This is a genomic window from Streptomyces sp. NPDC004561, assembly GCF_053602155.1.
Genome location: NZ_JBSGDB010000085.1, coordinates 5,924 through 23,795, shown reverse-complemented (window position 1 = coordinate 23,795; position 17,872 = coordinate 5,924). Strand labels below are relative to the sequence as shown.

The window sequence follows — 17,872 nt, the reverse complement described above, 5'->3', positions numbered from 1 at the left end:
GCTCGGTCTCGGTCATGCCTGCCAGCATTCTGATCTCGACGGACCGGACCGCTATGGTCGCCTTCTCCAGGCGGGCTGCGCGGGGCCGTCCTGGGGGGCGGTGGACTGGGGCGTGCCGGACTGCGGCACGTCGGTACGCGACGCGTCGGTCTGGGGGGCGCCGATCTCCGGTGCCTCCGGCGTCTCCGGCGTCTCCGGAGTCTCCGGAGTCTTCGGCTGAAGGGCGTCGTCGTCGGCCCCGGTGTCCGTGGCCGACGACATCTCCGAGGAGGGGCCGGAGTCCTCGTCGGACTGCGCATCCGCGTCGACGCCCTCGCGCACGGAGTCCTCCTGCGCGGCCTCTTCCTGCCCGGTGTCCGTCTCCGTGTCCGTCTCGGCCGTGGCGCTGCCCTCGGCCCGGTCCTCGCTCGCACCGGACTCGGAGGCGTCCGCGGCAGCGGCCTTCGCCACCGGGGCGTCCTCGGCGGAGGCCCCGGTGTCGTCCTTCTTCTCCTCGGCGGAGGCGCCCGCAGCCGATCCGGCCTCATCGGCACCAGCGACGTCCGCGGGGGCCTCGGCGGCCGGCGCCGTACCCTCCGCGGAACCCTCGCCCTCGGACTCGCCCGCCTTCTGCAGGGCGGCCGCGCGCTCGGCGATCTCGGCCATCTCACGCTTCAGGGCGACGGCGGAGAACCGCATGGTCGCCCCGCTCTCCAGGTCCCCGTTGTCGCTCTCCGGCTCGGCAGCGGCGGACGCGGCGGCCACGCCCTCCGGCCGTCCCTGCTGCGGCTGGGGCTGCTGGGCCTGCTGCGGCTCGAAGCCCTCGGGCAGCCTCGGCATCGGGACGGGGTTGCCGACCGGCGGCGCGGGCTGAACGGGCGGGGCGAAAGGCGCCCCCTGCGTCGGCGCGGGCGGAGGCGGAGGCGCGTACGGCGTTCCCTGCGGCGGAGTGCCCTGCGGAGGCGCGTACGGCGTTTCCTGCGGCGGAGTGCCCTGCGGAGGCGCGTACGGCGTTTCCTGCGGCGGGGTGCCCTGCGGCGGGACGTACGGCGTTTCCTGCGGCGGGGTGCCCTGCGGCGGGACGTACGGCGTTCCCTGCGGCGGGGTGCCCTGCGGCGGGACGTACGGAGTCCCCTGCGGCTGGTTGAACGGAGTGCCCTGCGGAGGAGTCCCCTGCGCTGGGAAGTACGGAGGCGCCTGCGGTGGAGCGAACGGCGTCCCCTGCGGCGGCGTACCGACCGGCTGAGGCGCCGGCGGCGGAGTCGGTCCCGGCACCGGCCCCGGAACCGGCATGCCCGACGGGAACGGCGGCAGCCCGGAGACGGCGCCCGAATCGCCCGGGGCGCCGGGGCCGTTCGGCCCGGGGAAGCCACCCGTGCCGGCCGAGCCCCCGGCCGAGCCGGCGGAGCCCGCCGTGCCGGACGCGTTCTGCGTGTACCAGGCGGGGGGAGCGTAGTCGATGGTGAACTCGCCGGTGGTCTCTGCGGCCTCCGCGTCGGGCTGGTCATCGCCGGGTGTGGCCCAGCCCCCGCGCGTCCCGTCCCGATCGCTGCTCACAGTTCCTCCTGGTGTGGTCGAGCACCCTCATGCCGTGCCGGGGCGACCATGTCGTGTCGTACGAGTCGTCCGTAGTCGTTCGGGGCAGTCCGATCCACCGGCCCTCCCCCCTGGGACACCGACGCCCGCTCCACGGGTGTGTCATCGCGCCCGCTCCCAGCCTAATCACCACGAGCCACACCTCGGCAGGCCCGCCCGCCTCTCAGCACGCGCCCACCAGGTCACAGAGCGCGGGAAATCGCCCCGCCTGCTGCCCGTATGACAGGAGAGAAGCGGGAGCAAACGGAAAAGACGCGACGAACAGGGAACGCTGAGACGGTGAACAAACCGGACGGACAAGGTCCGTTCAGTCCATCCGGCGCGGTGTGCCCAGCAATCCGGTCTCGGCGTCGGTGGGTTGCGTCAGCACGTACTGCCGATCACGGTCGGTGCACCACAGGGTGACGCCGTCGGGCAGCGCCGGAAGCGACTCCACCTCGGTCCGCGACAGCCCCATGGTGCGCCCCAGTTCGGCGGCCTCGTCCGGCGAGACCCGCTGGATGCCGGCGAGCCGTGCCTGCCGCAGCAGCCGGGGCGCGACCGGACTGAGATACGGCAGCAGGGTCAGCACCGACTGCCAGGGCCCGGACACCACCCGGCCGCGCGGGGGCCGCATTCCGCAGTCCCGCACCACCAGCACCGGCGTACCGGCCGAGGCGCCCTGCGGGGGCACCCGCCCGACCTCGTACACGGACAGGCCGTTCTGTCCGCCGCCCATGGCGTGCACCATCTGCATCCAGGCCTGCGGCCGGCCGGTCTCCACGGCCACCCGCGCGCCGGTGGCCGCCGAGCGCAACGCCAGCACCTGCGCGGTCCACAGACCACCGATGAGCACGACGTCGTACGGGGTGGGCCGGTTGATACCCAGTACGGCCGGCTGCCCCTCGGCGTCCACCCCGGCCACCACGCCGTCGTCACCGATCGGCAGGGCGAGGGCGTCCAGTTGCGGCGCGGGCAGCGAGTGGCGTCCGTGCCGGGGCCCGATCAGGCCTAGGCCGTGCCGGAGCCGCTCGCCCACGCCGCGCAGTCCGGAGGAGGTTCCCGCCTCCCGTGTGTCCCGGGCCGCGGACGTCGTCGGAATCGTCGTCACCGCGCACCTCCGAGAGGCAGTGTGGCCAGCATGCCGGGCAGTTGCTCACGGTCGAGGCGGGCCAGGCCGGCGCCGTCCTGGCGGGCCGCGGCCTCCAACGCGCGCCGTGCCGCCACGAGTTCGTCGTCGCTGCGCCCGGTCACCCGCAGGTGCCCGCACAGGGACACCTCCTGCCGGTCCCCGCGCGCGAGGGTGAGGCTGAAGGTGGTGGCGAGCGCCGGCACCGCCGTGACCCGGGCGACGAACTGCGGCAGCGACTCGCCCCGGCCGCCGCCCAGTTGCGGCCAGCGCCGCACCCAGTACGTCGTGTGCCGCCGGTTGTCGCAGCGCCAGCTGCGCCCGGACTCCTCCGTCCGCCGCTCACGTGTCTCGCTTCGCCCCGCCTCCGCGGTGACCAGCGGGTTGGCGCAGGCCGAGGTGGCGAGCGCGGCGATCAGCTCCTCCTCGTCGAGCACCCGTGCCCTGAAGCCCGCCCCGGTCAGCCGGCTCGCCAGATGGTCCGCGGTCCGCACGACGCACTTCTGCGCCCCGAGCAGCCCGCCCCCGCGCGCGGCCACGGCCTCCGCGCACGCCTCGGGGTCGAGCTTCAGCGCGATCCAGGTGATACGCACGGCGGGGGCGCCCGTCTGCTCCTGCAGCGGGAGGTAGTTGGCCACCGCCACCGACTGCTGGGGCAGGTGCAGCGCGGGCGCCGGCTGGGTGTGCAGCACGATCTGGGCCGACTCCAGCCGGATCCCGTCCACCTCCAGCGCGTCCCGCACCAGGCCCAGGGGCAGGGGCTGCCGGGTCCGCTCGGCCCGCAGCGCGGTCGCGTCGGCCTCCACCTGGAGCACGGCCGTGACGAACGTGCCGTCCCCGACGATGCCGACCGGACGCCGGTCCCGGGAGCCGTAGGAGTAGGTGCGCAGGGCGGGTTCGCACTCCACCGCAGGGACCAGACCGGGCTCCGTGCCCGGCGGTATCGCCGTGCCGGCCGCCCGCTTCTGCCGCGCCCGCAACTCCCGTGCCGTGCCGAGCCATTCCGGCAGGGACCGGCCCCGCCGCCGTACGAAGGCCAGCAGGACCAGCACCACCGCGACGACCGCGGCCGGCACCAGCGCGGCCATCCCGGACAGCCAGCCGACGAGCAGGACGGCGGCCGCCAGCTCCACCAGCACGAGCCGTTGCAAACGGAACGAACCGGCCTGACCCGGCCGGCCCCTGAGGCCCAGCGTGACCGGCTGCCGCGCCGCGTCGCCCCGATCGGACGCCCCGCCCGGCGCCGGCGCGGACCCGGTCCCGGGACCTCGAGCCGCCGACCGGCCGCGCGTACGCGTCCGCGTCCCGGAAGCCATCACTCCATCCCCCCGTTTTGCTCACAACTCGCTGGAACCAGGCCACTGAACAAGGCCCTTGAGGGCCCAGGTACCCTACCCGCTCCACGAGACCCGCTCCGTACCAGGCATAGTAGGGGCCGGGTCCGACAACGGAGGGCGGGGGAGCGTGGTCCCCCGGGCGAACTCCGGGTGAGACACGGGGAGAAACAGGCACAGATGGCATCTCGGCGGGACCAACTCAACGCCTACACCTTCGCGAAGCGCCGCATGCTCGCGTCGTTCGTGCAGTCGTCACCGGATGCCTCGGACGAGGGCGCGCCCCGGCCGCTGCGCGCGATCCTGCCCGGCGGCATCGTCGGTGTGGTCGTCCTCGCGGCCTTCGGCGCCTGGGGCATGTTCAAGCCGACGGCCCCGCAGGGCTGGGACGCGCCGGGGCAGAAGGTGATCATCGCCAGCAAGTCCACCACCCGGTACGTGGTGCTGAAGACCGACGGCAAGCCGCAGCTCCACCCGGTCCTGAACATGGCCTCCGCCAAGCTGGTCCTCTCCAACCAGGGCGACGTCGAGGTCGTCACCGTCGACGAGTCGATCCTCGACAGCGGCAGGATCCCGCACGGCGTCACCATCGGCATCCCCTACGCCCCCGACCGGCTGCCCTCCGACCAGGAGGCGGGCGCCGCCAAGCGCTGGGCCGTCTGCGAACGCCCGAGCGGCAGCGGCAGCTCCATCCAGAAGGCCGCGTTCGTCCTCGCCAAGCGGGACATGGGCAAGACGGAGGACGCCAGCGAGAAGCTGCAGGGCGGCGAACTCCTCTACGTCGCCACGCCGGACAAGAAGCAGTACGTCGTCGACGCGCAGGGCCAGGCCTACCAGGTGGACGCGACCGACACCCTCCTGCTGCAGACCCTCGTGGGCCCCAACCGCGAGCCCCAGCAGGTCACCAGGGAGTGGATCGACACCCTGCACCAGGGCGACCGGATCGTCTTCCCGTCGATCGTCGGCACAGCCGGTACCCCGGCGAACGCACCCGGCCAGCTGGACGCCCAGGCCAATCGCGTCGGCATGGTCCTGCGGGCACCGGTCAACGGCACCGAGCACTACTACGTGGTGCTGCCCGGCCGGGTCGCCCCCGTCTCCGACTTCGTCGCCCAGCTGCTCCTGGCCAGCAAGGACCTCGTGCGGCTCGGCCAGGCCGGGCACCCGCAGGAGGTCAGCGCGGGCGCCATCGAGCCGGGCAAGCCCTTCGCCGCCACGTACCGGTGGCCCACCGAGAAGCCCGGCGCGGTCAACGAAGCCTCCACCGCCACCGGCAGCCGCAACACGGTCTGCAACGTCCTGGAGCACGTCGACGGCCACAACGGCGCCACGACCCTGAGCACCTGGGCGGGCACCGACTTCCCCGCGGTCCTGGCCACCGGGTCCTCCAGCGCGTACGTCACCGCCGGCTCGGGCCAGCTCTACCGCCAGTTCCAGGGCAGCGAGACCCAGGCCGGACCGGTGTTCCTGGTCACCGACACCGGACTGCGCTACGCCCTGCAGTCCAACGACGACAGCGCCACCGACGACAAGGGCATCGGCATCACGCCCCAGCAGCGCAAGCAGCTCCAGCAGGAGGCCAAGCTGGCGCAGACCCTCCTCGGCTACGCCAACGTCAACCCGACCCCCATCCCCGCGGTCTGGTCCGAGTTCCTGCCGACGGGCCCCCGGCTGTCGACGGCCGCGGCCCGCCAGCCGCAGGGTTCGTGAGGGGAGCCCCGATGCCGTCGACACTGCGCACCCGCACGATCCTGGCGACGGCCGCCGCCACGCTGCCGGCCACCCTGCTGACCGCACCGGCCGCCGCCGCGGACTCCGGCTCCGACCAGTGCACGTTCTCCACGACGAACCACAAGTACGCCGGCACGCCCTGGGCCCTGCAACGGGTCAACCTCGACGAGCTGTGGAGCCGGTCCAAGGGCAGGAACGTGAGGGTCGCCGTCATCGACACCGGCGTCGACACGTCCAACCCGCAGCTCACCCAGGCGGTCGAAGCGCCCCTGGCGGTGAACTACCTGCCCCCCAAGGACGGCAAGGGCCAGCCGGTCGACGGCGCCAAGTCCAAGGGCACGACCGACACGGTGGGCCACGGCACGCGCGTGGCCGGCATCATCGCCGCCCGCCCCATGAAGGGCACGGGCTTCGTGGGCCTCGCGCCCGAGGCGACGATCGTCCCCGTCAAGCAGAACGACGCGGACGGCCACGGCACGGCCGTCACCCTCGCCCGGGCGATCCGTTACGCGATCAAGGTCAAGGCGCAGGTCATCAACATCTCCCAGGACACGGCGAACGCCGTGGAACCGGCCCAGGACCTGCACGACGCGATCGACGAGGCGCTCGCGAACAAGATCGTGGTGGTCGCCTCGGCGGGCAACGACGGCCTGGACGGCAACGTCAAGCCGACGTACCCCGCCTCCTACGACGGAGTCCTCGCCGTCGCCGCCTCCGACCGCAACAACGAACGCGCCGCCTTCTCCCAGTCCGGCGACTGGGTCGGCGTGGCCGCGCCAGGCGTCGACATGATCTCCACCGTCCCCAAGGGCGGCCACTGCTCCGACAACGGCACGAGTTTCTCCGCGCCGTACGTGGCCGGCGTGGCCGCACTGATCAAGTCCAAGCATCCCGACTGGACGCCCAAGGAGGTCGTCGCCCAGATCGAGCAGACGGCGGAACGCACCATCGCCGGACACGACCGCCTGGTCGGCTGGGGCGTGGTGGACCCGGTCCGCGCCCTCACGGAGGACGATCACCCGATCGAGTCCCCCCATCCCGACGCTGGCCTCACCCACGTGCAGGCCCCCACCCCCGCCAAACTCACGCTCGGCGAGACCCCGCAGGAACGCACGGCCCGCATCGCCACGTACGTGGCGGTCGGTGCGGCGGTACTGGTGGCGGGCCTGAGCGGCGGAGCGGTGGCGCTGCGAGACGCCCGCCGCCGGCGCCGCGCCCTGGAGGGCCGCGCCTGAGGTCCCACGTGCCGGTGGACGACGACGGCGCTCGCGATCGGGCCCGCACGGTTCGGCAAGACCGGTCCCGCTTCTTCAGGACGAGGTTTCGTGATCGCAAAGTTCTGGTAGCGAAGACGCCGAACCTCCGGTTCGCGCACGGGATGTGAATCTTCTGCGCACTTGCCGGGCTGCCTCTGTCTTCATTGACCGTCTTGTCGGTCTCGGGTGGTCCGCAGTCGGTCACTTCGGGACACCATTGCAACTGAACTGCAGCAGAGTTCAGTTGGCCGCGATTTACACAGTGACTACAGTGGTCAGGGATGGATCCGGGGGTGTGGTTGCCCGCTGCCCCGGTCTGTTGAGAGCTGAACAAACGGGGAAACGGGGAAGGGGTCGCGGTGGGTGACGGTGGCGGCTCGAGTCTGAGGCGCGGTCTCGACGCGCTGTCCAAGTTCAAGGGCGAAGTGGACAAGGCTCTGAATGCCTTCGAGAGGTCTCCGGGTAGTTCGTCCAAGCTTGCGGATCACGCGCTCAGTCGTGCCTCGTTCGGCGGTAGCCAGATTCCGTTCGGCGAGGCGGACGACCTGCACTCGCAGTACGAACATGTCCACGAGCGCCTCGTCTACCTGTCGAAGACCCTGAATCTGCAGATCGAGGCCCTGACGTGTGCCGCGCATGCGGCGGATGTCACGTACGACGGCTCCGAGGACGAAGCGAGGCGTCGTTTCTGGGAGATCAAGACGCAGCTTGACGAGGAGTATCAGAAGTCGCCGAACAAGCAGGATCCGGCGCCCAAGAACGACCAGCAGCAGGACGAGACGCCGCAGAAGGACACGCGGCAGCACACCGACCAGAAGTCTTCGGGGGTGAGTTCCAGTTGAGCGACAACTGGCAGCAGGAGCCCCAGTACAAGAGTGGCGAGCAAGCTTCGAACGCAGAGGCCCTCATGGCCAACGTGGTCGGCGGCGTGAAGAACATGCTCAGGGGCACGCCGTTCGGCTCGACCCAGTTCGATGATCGTGACCTCAACGACATGATCGACCTGGTCGAGCACGCCAACCCCGAGCACCTGGAGATGGCGGGCAAGGCCCTGTGGGACGCCCGCGACGCCATCCGTACGGCCGCGGACACCCTGCACAAGCACATCGCCAATCTCGACTGGGAGGGCGAGGGGGCCACACAGTTCCACACCTGGACCCAGTCCCTCTTCAAATTCACCACGCAGTTCGAGACCTACGCGCACACCGCCGGTACGGAGATCACCACCGCCGCCACGGGGCTGGCCTCCGTGCGCAAGTCCATGCCGCCCCGGGACACCCGCCCCGTCGGAGAGCAGAAGCGGCCCTGGACGCTGCCCAAGGCCAAGCAGGGCGAGCACGACGCGGACTACGTGCTCGCCAAGAAGGTCGAGAAGGACCGTCAGGATGCCATCAACCAGATGGTCCGGCTGGGGTCGTTCTACTCGGTGGCCGCGGGAGGGCTGAAGCAGAACTCCGAGCCGGGGGCGATCGAGGCGATTCCCAATGTCGGGGTGCCCAAGGTCTGGTCCCCGGTCGAAGGACAACGGCGCGTGCACAGCCCCGATTCATCGACGCCCACAGCTGCGGTCCGGCACCGTGTCGTGGCGGAAGCCCACGACACGGCGCCGGTGAACCACGGAACAGAGACTGGCGGGGGCGTACCGCCTCTCAAGGAAGTTCACGCGCCCAGCAGCCACCCGGGCCATGACGTCGGCACGGAAATCAACACCGTGGGCACACTGCCTCCTCCGGCGCACACCACACAGCCGGGACCTTCCGTGCCCACGCTGCCGTCCACCGGCGGCGGAATTCCCACGCCTCCGACGACCACCGGACCGATGGTCCCTCCGATCGCGCCGACCATGGGACGCACCACGAGCTACGGGCCAGGCGGTCGGCTTCCGATTTCCGCGCAGGGCCGCACCGGCCCCACGGGCACCGCTCGGGGCCAAATGCCGCAGGAGTCCGAGGAGCAGGTGGGTCGCTCCGTCACCGGTGGCCGGGTGCCGCAGGGGCCGATAGGGCAGGCGGGTCGCGCCATAGGGCGTACGACGATGCCGGCCGGTGAGTCGGCTGTGCGCGGGACCACCCAGCAGGCCGGACGCTCCCCGCTGGGGCGCGGCGTCACCGGTGGAACGCCGAGGATGGCCAATGCGTCTGGTGAGCGGACCGGAGCGACTGGCCCCATTGGGGCGGCACGCAACGGCGTCGTGGGCGGCAAGCCTGTCACAGGCCGTACGCCGGGAGCGGCGTCCAATTCCCGAGTCGCGCGCGGCACCGTCGTCGGCGCCGAAGAGCCGGTCTCCTCGACGCAGCCGAAGGGTGCTCTCGGGCAGCGAGGAGTCGTCGGCACGCCTGCCGCGAAGGCGGACACCGACACAGGCCGGTCGGCGTTGCGTTCGGCGGGCAACCCGGAGGGTGTGGTCGGTGCGCCCCGGAATGCCGCCGGCTCAACCCCCGAAAGTTCCGAGGCCGGCGCCCGTGGCGCGGGGCTCGGTCGAGGCGCGGTCGGCAACCGCCGGAACGCGAAGGGTGAGACCGATCGCGACGGCGTGCCTGCTGCGAAGCAACAGCACCGTCCGTCGAAGAAGCAGCGGCGTGACGCGCCACAGAAGCGTGACTGAACACAAGCGAGGACGTACACAGGCATGAAGCCAGGGACCGGTCGACGCGGCAGAAGTATTGCCCTCCCGAGGAGGCGCAATGTGAGACGTCTGGCGGCGATGTGTTCGGCACTGGGCACATTGGTCATCGCGTCGGCCGGGCTCGCTCCCGGAGCTGCGGCAGAGGATGTTCAGCCGAGGCAGTGGTACCTGAATTCCATGGGTGCCGACGAAATGTGGAAGTACAGCACCGGTAAGGGGGTCAAGGTCGCGGTTGTCGACTCGGGTGTGAATCCGAAGACCCCGGCCCTCAAGGGGCAGGTGCTGGTCAATCAGGTGCCGAAGTCCGTTGCCTACCAGGCGACTGAGGACAATGACGGTCATGGCACGGGCATGGCCGAGATCATTGCTGGTACGGGAGTTGGTGGCAGTGTCAAGGGGTTGGCACCGGGAGCGAAAATCATCCCCTACCACATCCTGACCACAAAGGATCAGAAAGGCGACGCCAGGAAGTTCGCGAATTTCGCCGACGTGATCCGCGCCGCCGCCAACAGTGACGCCAAGATCATCAATATGTCGTTCGTCAATCCGTACCCCGACTCCGACGAGGAGGCCGCCATCAAGTATGCCGCCTCCAAGGGGAAGTTGATGTTCGCGGGCATAGGCAATGATGGTGAAAAGGGAAAGACGTCATACCCGGCCAACTATCCCTACGTCGTAGGCGTATCCGCCATCGACAAGTCCGGAACAGTGGCCAAATTCTCCACAAAAAGCAACTACGTGGACTTCGCAGCCCCCGGCGTCAGCATCCCCGGCTGGTGTGACGGCACCTTCACCAAGTACTGCGACACCGACGGCACCAGTCCCGCCACCGCCCTCGCCTCCGCCTCCGCCGCCCTCGTCTGGTCGGCTCACCCCGACTGGACGGCCAACCAGGTGCTGCGGACGCTTCTCGACACGGCGGGTCGTTCCTGGCCGAGGGACAAGCCCAGCACCTACCTCGGCTACGGCGCCATCCGCCCGCGTCGAGTGCTGATCGACAAGAACATCGATCCGGGACCGGCCGACAAGGATCCCCTCTACGCCGAGAACGGAACGGACGCGAACGAGAACGTCACGGCCACCCCGAGTCTGTCGGTCGCGCCCTCTTCCGGGGCGACGGCCGGTTCCACCGGCGGTACCACCTCCGCCGCCGCGAAGGGCTCCGGCTCCGGCGGCGACACGACCACCTGGGTGATCGTCGGCGCCGTGGCGGCCGTACTGGTCGTCGGAGGCGCCGGTTTCGCCGCGCTGCGTGCGCGTCGTAACGCCTGAGCGGTCTCCCGCATACCTGCTCACTCGCCGAGTGGGCAGCGACCCGCTTGCCGGCAGCGCTGGGCCCGACTCAGCGCCCGGCGAGGTCAGTTCACAGAGAAGGGCATCGGAATGGCGACAGGCGTCCAGAAAATCACGAAGGATCAGGTAGCCGGCCTCGAGAAGGAGCTGCTGACCCGCTTCGACCACATCAAGGGCCAGCTCGGCACGCTCCAGCACATGATCGACTCGCTCGAGGGCCACTGGAAGGGCATCGGCGCCGGCGCGTTCAACGCCAAGCAGACCGAGATCAACGAGCGCATGGTCCGGATCGGCAACATCCTCGTGAAGTTCATCGACGCGATGAACACCACGATGAAGATCAACGACAGCACCGAGGACGAGGTCCGCGCCAAGGTCCAGAGCATCGACGTCGACCTCGGCGGCTCCCACTCGGCGCTGACGAACTACTGATCCCGGCCAGACCGCACTTCTCAGCAACGGAGGATTCATGGGTGCCAACGACAGTGGCGTGACAGAGGTTCACTACGACCGTCTCGACGAGATGGCCACTCAGCTGGGCCAGCAGGCCGAGAAGCTCGAGGCCAGCCTCGAGGCCATCAAGGCCAAGGTCCAGCAGGTCTCCAGCATGTGGGAGGGCGAGGCCCACAACACGTACGTGCAGGAGCAGGCCGCCTGGGACCGCGAGGCCCGGGGTATCCACGAGGCCCTCATGGCCATCGGCCGTGCCGTGCACGCCGCCGGCGGTGACTACATGGGCGGTGACAAGAAGGCCGCCAGCTACTTCCAGTAAGTGGCCGGGAACATCGGCACGTCGCGGTAGCGGGGTGGGCACGCACGGAGGGTGCCCACCCCCGGTCGTGTCCGGGACGGACCCGGCCCAGCGGAGGAACCAGGACAGGGAATGCACGCCACAGGTGGCGCCACGGATGTGGCCGCCGGGGAGGGACCGGGCAGAGCCGCCAAGCTGCGGCGGCGAGTGGGCCCATACACGCTCGTCACCGCGCTGGACGACCCCCGTACCAAGGTCCCTGTCCCCGAGGGTCGGTAGATCGCCCGCGGCTCCGACGGACAGCACAGCCCCCACCCCAGAACGCCGAATCCGGCGGTCGCTGCGACCGCCGGATTCGCCGTGTGCACAGACCCGTTGGTGGAGGTCAGTACTCCACCTCCACCACCCCCGTCTGGACCAACGGCTTGCCCCTCTTCCGTGACACGAAGACGCCCCGCCCCGCGGGCATCGGGCGCGGGCGGACGCCGTTGAGGATGTCGCCCTCCGCCGGGTCGCCGGCCAGGACGACGCCCTGGGCGCCGAGTTCCTTCATGCGCTGCATGAAGGGTTCGTAGGAGGCGCGGCCCGCGCCGGCGGAGGAGCGGGCGATGACGAAGCGGACGCCGACGTCGCGGGCGAAGGGCAGCATCTCCGTGAGGCCGCTGAGCGGGTTGCCGCTGGAGGTGGAGACGAGGTCGTAGTCGTCGATCACGACGTAGACCTGCGGGCCCCGCCACCAGCTGCGGTCCCGCAGCTGCTGCGGGGTGACGTCGGCGGTAGGGGTGCGGCGCTGCATGAGGTCGGCCAGGGCCGTCATGTGGTGGTCCATCTGGCTGGACATCGGGATGTACTCGGCCAGGTGGGACGCGGGCGTGACGTCCAGCAGGGAGCGGCGGTTGTCGACGACGAAGAACTTCGCCTCGTCGCCGCCGTACCGCAGCGACAGCTGCTTGATGATCAGCCGCAGCAGGTTGGACTTGCCGGACTCGCTCTCGCCGAAGACGAGGAAGAACGGGTCCTGTTCGAAGTCCAGGAACACCGGCTCCAGGTTCTCCTCGTCCAGTCCGAAGGCGATACCGCGCTGCGGGAGGCGGTCGCCGGGCGGCAGCTCGACCGCCTCCAGCCGGCGCGGCAGCAGCCGTACCTTGGGGGCGCCCGGCGCCTGCCAGTGGCGGCCGACCTCGGTGGTCAGCGCCGCCGTGGCCTCGGCGAGGTCGGTGTCGGAGGTCAGGCCGTCGATGCGCGGAACCGCCCCCATGAAGTGCAGCTTCTGGGGGGAGAGACCGCGGCCTGGGACGCCGGCGGGGACGTTGGCCGCCACCTTGCGGTCGATCTCCGAGTCCATGACGTCACCCAGGCGCAGTTCCAGGCGGTTCATGAGGTGGTCCTTGAGGTTGGCCCGGACCTCCATGGAGCGCGACGCCGTGATGATGACGTGGATGCCGTAGCCGAGGCCCCGGGCGGCGATGTCGAGGACCGCCGGTTCGAGGGCCTCGTAGTCGGTGCGGAAGTTGCCCCAGCCGTCGATGACGAGGAAGACGTCGCCCCAGGGCTGGTCCGTCACCGAGATCTCGCCGCGGGCACGGCGGTTGCGGTAGTCGGCGATGGACGCGATGCCCGCCGAGCGGAAGTACTCCTCGCGGCGGGTCAGCACGCCGTACACCTCGGAGACGGTGCGGCGCACGCGCTCCGGGTCGAGGCGGGAGGCGATGCCGCCCACGTGCGGCAGTCCGTCCACCGCGGCCATACCGCCGCCACCGAAGTCCAGGCCGTAGAACTGCACCTCGTGCGGGGTGTGCGTGAGCGCGAAGGAGCAGATCAACGTGCGCAGCAGCGTCGACTTGCCGGACTGGGGGCCGCCGATGATCTGCATATGGCCCGCCGCGCCGGAGAAGTCGACCATGAGCCGGTCGCGGCGCTGCTCGTACGGCTTGTCGACGAGGCCGGCCGGGACGACCAGGCGGCCCGCGCCCTCGTAGTCGGGCTGCGTCAGCCCGCGGCCCTGGACCGCCGCCAGGCCGGGCAGCAGGGCGTCCAGCGACGGCGGGCTCTCCAGCGGCGGCAGCCACACCTGGTGGGCCGCCGGGCCCTGCGCCTCCAGCCGGCGCACGATCACGTCGAGGACGGTGTCGGCCAGGGCCTCGTCCACCTCGGGCGCCGATTCGACGCGCTGCTGCGGGATGGCCGTGTAACGCACCGGCACCTCGGTGGCGGTGAACAGCACCGGACGGCGGTCCACCGGCAGCTGACCGCCGGTCAGCGCCGGGCGCTCGCCGCCCGAGCGGTAGACGCCGGAGACGTACGCCGCCTTGAAGCGGACCATCTCGTCCGTGCCGTACTTCAGGAAGCCGGAGCCGGGCACGTTCGGGAGTTCGTAGGCGTCGGGGACGCCGAGGGCGGCCCGGGACTCCGCGGCGGAGAAGGTGCGCAGACCGATCCGGTACGACAGGTAGGTCTCCAGGCCGCGCAGGCGGCCCTCCTCCAGACGCTGCGAGGCCAGCAGCAGGTGCACGCCCAGCGAACGGCCGATGCGGCCGATCTGCACGAACATCTCGATGAAGTCGGGCTTCGCGGTCAGCAGCTCGCTGAACTCGTCGATCACCAGCACGAGCGAGGGGATCGGCTGCAGGGGCGCGCCCGCCGCGCGTGCCTTCTCGTAGTCGTGGATGTTGGCGTAGTTGCCCGCGTCGCGCAGCATCTCCTGGCGGCGGTTGAGCTCACCGCGGATCGAGTCGCCCATGCGGTCGACCAGGGTGAGGTCGTCCGCGAGGTTGGTGATGACGGCCGCCACGTGCGGCATCTGCGCCATGCCGGCGAAGGTCGCGCCGCCCTTGAAGTCCGCGAGGACGAAGTTCAGGGTCTCCGAGGAGTGCGTGACCGCGAGGCCCAGCACCAGGGTGCGCAGCAGCTCCGACTTGCCGGAGCCGGTCGCGCCGACGCACAGGCCGTGCGGGCCCATGCCCTCCTGGGCGGCCTCCTTCAGGTCCAGCATGACGGGCCGGCCGTCCTCGCCGAGGCCGATCGGCACCCGCAGCCGTTCCGCGAGCGCGCGCGGCCGCCAGGTCCGCTTGGTGTCGACGGACGCCGCGTCGCCGAGGCCGAGGAGGTCGGTGAACTCCAGGTTGGCGAGGAGCGGTTCGTCGTCGTCGCCGCCGGACGCCATGCGCAGCGGCGCCAGTTGCCGGGCCAGGGCCTCCACGGACTCGTAGGAGAGGGCGTCCGGGGTGCCCTCGTAGATCTCGCCGTGCCCGGACTCCAGGCGCAGCAGACCGGGCTGTACGACGATGTTCAGATCGCCGCCCGCGGTGGTCAGTTCGCCCGGCACCACCTCGACCAGGGTGACGCCCTGCAGGCCCTCGGGGTTGGCGAGCACCGAGTCCGGCAGCAGGGACAGGTCGTCCAGGACGAGCACGATGTGCGGCTCGTCCAGAAGGGGCGCCGCGCCGGGGTGGAAGCGCGGGCGGCCGGTCAGCCGGGCGGACAGCAGGTCCTCCAGCTCGCGCGGGTCGGTGCCGATCAGCCGGCGGGTGCCCGCGCCGTCCACCGAGCCGGGCGCCTGCACGTGCGGCAGCCACTTCGCCCAGTCCCAGTGGGGCAGCGCCTCCCGGCCCGCGGCCACCGCGACGACCAGGTCCTCGGGGGAGTGCAGCGAGGCGAGCGAGCCGACCAGGGCGCGGGCCGAGGCCCGTACCGACTGCGGCTCACCGCTGAGCGTGAGGTGGGAGAAGGCGCGCAGCGACACCGCCATCGGCAGATCGCCGATGGTGTTGTGCGCGGCGACGAAACGCTGCATGGCGCCCGCCGTCAGCGGCTCCAGCTGCTCGACGGGACCCGTCTCCGGCGCGACCAGCGGGGTCGCCAGCGGCTGCGGGCCCAGTCCGATGCGCACATGCGCGAAGTCCTCGTCGCCGGGCCGCCGTTCCCACACCCGGCTGCCCTCGGCGACGAGCGCCCACAGCTGTTCGGGGGCGGGGTGCAGGTAGTACTGCGCGTCCCGCTGCGACCTCGCCGTCGCCACGGCCGCCCTGCGCGTCTGCGACAGATAGCTGAGGTAGTCGCGGCGCATGTCGGCCAGTTGGCCCTGCGAACCGCGACGGAAGCGGACCACCATCGCGATGGACATCGCCACCGTCGAGGCAATCATGATCATGCCCATGATCTTCATGAACGGCTGACCGTTCGTGAAGAAGAACACCACCGAGCCGCCCATGCCCAGCGTGGGCAGCAGCTGCATCAGCACGCTCTCCTGGTGCCCCCGCGGCAGTTCGGGCGGTGGCTGGACAACGACCTCTTCCGTGGGCACTTCGGACGGCAGCGCCCTAGGGGGGCGCTTGACGACAATCTGGCTCACCGCTCACCAATTCCCTTGCCCGACCCAGGCGTTCCGCCCGCCGCCCCGTGTCCGGCGAGCGCAGGCCGCCGCGTGATCCTACTGAGTTCACGCGGGGCGGGTGAGCGGTAGGGTGCCGGATGTTCGCGTGAGCACACGCCGAACAGGCGGGACATACCCGGGCAACCCCTTCGAAGTCGAGGCGGAAAGTCCCCGGAATCCCGGCGTACGGCACCCGTGCCACCGGGGTACGCGGTGCACCGGCACGAGACCTTCACGAAGCAGACGCACCACCACCACTGAGGGGGAGCAGCAGGTGAGCATGACGGCCGCCGCCACCGGCGGACCCGGGACGGGAGCCCCTTCCGGGTCCGGCACCGGACTCGGCTTCTGCCGGGTCACCATCGTCGCGCCGGACAGCCGTATCGACGTGGCACTGCCCGACGACGTCCCGGTCGCCGACCTCTACCCGGAGATCCTCCGGCTGTCCCAGCAGAGCCCCGAGGCGGGCGCCCCGGTCGGATACCACCTCGTCCGCACCGACGGCACCGTGCTGGACAGCGCCCGCTCCTTCGCCGCCCAGCGGATCCTCGACGGTGAACTCCTCACCCTGCGACCGTTCGCGGAGTCCCTGCCGCCGGCCGTCTTCGACGATGTCGCCGAGGCCGTCGCCTCCGCCGTGACCAGGCAGCACAAGCTGTGGAGCGGCGACCTGACCCGGGCCGCGGGCCTCGTCGGCGGCGCGGTGCTCCCCGCGCTGCTCGCGTTCGTCGCCTGGACCGCCGACCCGCGCCACGACATGCACGGCCTGGCCGGCATCCTCGCCGCCGTCACCGGCATCCTCCTGGTCGTGCTCTCCGCGGTCCGCGCCCGCGTCTACGACGACCGGGGCTCGGCCGTCGCCCTCGGCCTCGGCGCGCTCCCCAACATCGGCGTCGCGGGCAGCGGACTGCTGCCGCTGAGCGGCGGCGAGGGCATCGGACGGCTGCAGTTCCTGCTGGCGTGCGCGGCCGTCCTGGTCGCCGCCCTGATCCTCACCCTGTCCTCCCCGCACGGCGACGGCCCGTTCGTCGCCTTCGTGTTCGCCTCGGCGATCACCCTGGTCGTCGTCTTCGTCGCGACCCTCACCCACTGGTCCGCGACCGAGATGGCCGCCGTGTGCGCGCCCGTCGCCGTCGGCGCCCTCGCCTTCCTGCCCGGCATGTCGATGCGCTTCGCGCGGCTGCCGATCGGCTTCGAGAACCCCAGCAGCGGCACCCCCCGCTCCGCCTACGGCACCGAGTCCGCCGCGCAGGAGCCCGTGGACACCGAGCGCATCGAGGCGCAGGCCCGGCGCGGCCACGAACTCCTGGTCGGCCTCGTCGGCGGCTGCGCGCTGCTCGCCGTCGGCGCCGCGGCGGTGCTGGGCTTCTCCGACGACGTCTGGGCCCAGGCGCTCGCGCTGGCCACCGGAGTGGCGATGCTGATGCGCGCCGGCCTCTTCCGGTACACCGCCCAGGTCGCCCCCGTCCTGGCCGCGGGCCTCGCCGCCCTGGTCCTGCTGGGACTCGGCCTCGCCCTGAACCCGCCGCACGACGTGATGCTCAAGGCGCTCACCGGGAACCGTACCGACCTGGACATCCGCACCATCTGGCTGATCGCGGCCATCGCCGCGGCCGCGGCCGTGGTGACGGCACTGGGCCTGATCCTGCCGCGCGGCGGCCCGACCCCCTTCTGGGGCCGCTTCCTGGAGATCTGCGAGGGCTTCGTCCTGCTGACGCTGATCCCGCTGACCCTGGCGGTCTTCGACGTGTACGCGACCGCGCGGGCGATGACCAGCAAGTGAACGCACCGGGGGGCGGGACGGCCCCGCCCCGCCCCCCCCCGAC

12 protein-coding genes and 1 pseudogene are annotated in these 17,872 nt (G+C 71.3%); 8 read left to right on the top strand and 5 right to left on the bottom strand.

Translation table 11 applies throughout. From position 1 onward, the window contains the following. The 4 genes and pseudogenes from ACWEN3_RS14340 to eccE all read right to left on the bottom strand — a co-directional run. A pseudogene (locus ACWEN3_RS14340) lies at positions 1-88 on the bottom strand (MarR family transcriptional regulator); the annotation flags it as partial. Beyond that, complete coding sequence (locus ACWEN3_RS14335) at positions 52-1,536, bottom strand: SCO5717 family growth-regulating ATPase (protein ID WP_452969921.1); 1,485 nt, start codon at positions 1,534-1,536, stop codon at positions 52-54. The gene ACWEN3_RS14335 and the pseudogene ACWEN3_RS14340, both read right to left, overlap by 37 nt. 346 nt (positions 1,537-1,882) lie before the next feature. Then, the gene (locus ACWEN3_RS14330) at positions 1,883-2,665 is read right to left on the bottom strand and encodes a hypothetical protein (protein WP_452969919.1); all 783 of its coding nucleotides are present in this window, start codon (positions 2,663-2,665) and stop codon (positions 1,883-1,885) included. Further along, positions 2,662-3,999, bottom strand: coding sequence for a type VII secretion protein EccE (gene eccE / locus ACWEN3_RS14325; protein WP_452969916.1), 1,338 nt, complete (start codon positions 3,997-3,999; stop codon positions 2,662-2,664). Before eccE ends, ACWEN3_RS14330 begins: the two co-directional genes overlap by 4 nt. Positions 4,000-4,197: 198 nt before the next feature. Here eccE and eccB point away from each other — a divergent pair, with 198 nt between their 5' ends. From eccB to ACWEN3_RS14290, 7 genes are all read left to right on the top strand, one after another. Then, positions 4,198-5,727, top strand: a complete 1,530-nt coding sequence (gene eccB, locus ACWEN3_RS14320; RefSeq protein WP_452969914.1) for a type VII secretion protein EccB — start codon at positions 4,198-4,200, stop codon at positions 5,725-5,727. 11 nt (positions 5,728-5,738) lie between these two features. Continuing rightward, positions 5,739-6,983, top strand: coding sequence for a type VII secretion-associated serine protease mycosin (mycP, locus tag ACWEN3_RS14315; RefSeq protein WP_452969912.1), 1,245 nt, complete (start codon positions 5,739-5,741; stop codon positions 6,981-6,983). A gap of 380 nt (positions 6,984-7,363) precedes the next feature. After that, the gene (locus ACWEN3_RS14310) at positions 7,364-7,846 is read left to right on the top strand and encodes a hypothetical protein (RefSeq protein ID WP_452969909.1); all 483 of its coding nucleotides are present in this window, start codon (positions 7,364-7,366) and stop codon (positions 7,844-7,846) included. Beyond that, positions 7,843-9,609: a WXG100 family type VII secretion target gene (locus ACWEN3_RS14305; protein WP_452969906.1), complete on the top strand. Its 1,767-nt coding sequence runs from the start codon at positions 7,843-7,845 to the stop codon at positions 9,607-9,609. Before ACWEN3_RS14310 ends, ACWEN3_RS14305 begins: the two co-directional genes overlap by 4 nt. 99 nt (positions 9,610-9,708) lie before the next feature. Beyond that, positions 9,709-10,902 (top strand): S8 family serine peptidase, encoded by a 1,194-nt coding sequence (locus ACWEN3_RS14300; RefSeq protein ID WP_452969926.1) that lies wholly within the window; start codon positions 9,709-9,711, stop codon positions 10,900-10,902. Between the two features lie 111 nt (positions 10,903-11,013). After that, positions 11,014-11,355 (top strand): WXG100 family type VII secretion target, encoded by a 342-nt coding sequence (locus tag ACWEN3_RS14295; RefSeq protein ID WP_452969904.1) that lies wholly within the window; start codon positions 11,014-11,016, stop codon positions 11,353-11,355. 58 nt (positions 11,356-11,413) lie between these two features. Beyond that, on the top strand, positions 11,414-11,695 hold the full coding sequence (locus ACWEN3_RS14290) for a WXG100 family type VII secretion target (protein ID WP_452969902.1): 282 nt from the start codon (positions 11,414-11,416) through the stop codon (positions 11,693-11,695). Positions 11,696-12,059: 364 nt separating this feature from the next. Here ACWEN3_RS14290 and eccCa read toward each other — a convergent pair whose 3' ends face one another. Further along, a complete protein-coding gene (eccCa, locus tag ACWEN3_RS14285) occupies positions 12,060-16,025 on the bottom strand; it encodes a type VII secretion protein EccCa (RefSeq protein WP_452969900.1) in 3,966 nt (1,321 codons plus the stop codon). A 301-nt stretch (positions 16,026-16,326) separates the two neighbouring features. Here eccCa and eccD point away from each other — a divergent pair, with 301 nt between their 5' ends. Then, the gene (gene eccD, locus ACWEN3_RS14280) at positions 16,327-17,829 is read left to right on the top strand and encodes a type VII secretion integral membrane protein EccD (protein WP_452969923.1); all 1,503 of its coding nucleotides are present in this window, start codon (positions 16,327-16,329) and stop codon (positions 17,827-17,829) included. Positions 17,830-17,872: the final 43 nt, after the last annotated feature.

Coding starts and splice junctions, on each gene's coding strand:
- eccE (WP_452969916.1), bottom strand. CDS start 3,999: ATGGCTTCCGGGACGCGGACGCGTACGCGCGGCCGGTCGGCGGCTCGA.
- eccB (WP_452969914.1), top strand. CDS start 4,198: ATGGCATCTCGGCGGGACCAACTCAACGCCTACACCTTCGCGAAGCGC.
- mycP (WP_452969912.1), top strand. CDS start 5,739: ATGCCGTCGACACTGCGCACCCGCACGATCCTGGCGACGGCCGCCGCC.
- ACWEN3_RS14300 (WP_452969926.1), top strand. CDS start 9,709: ATGTGTTCGGCACTGGGCACATTGGTCATCGCGTCGGCCGGGCTCGCT.
- ACWEN3_RS14295 (WP_452969904.1), top strand. CDS start 11,014: ATGGCGACAGGCGTCCAGAAAATCACGAAGGATCAGGTAGCCGGCCTC.
- eccD (WP_452969923.1), top strand. CDS start 16,327: ATGACGGCCGCCGCCACCGGCGGACCCGGGACGGGAGCCCCTTCCGGG.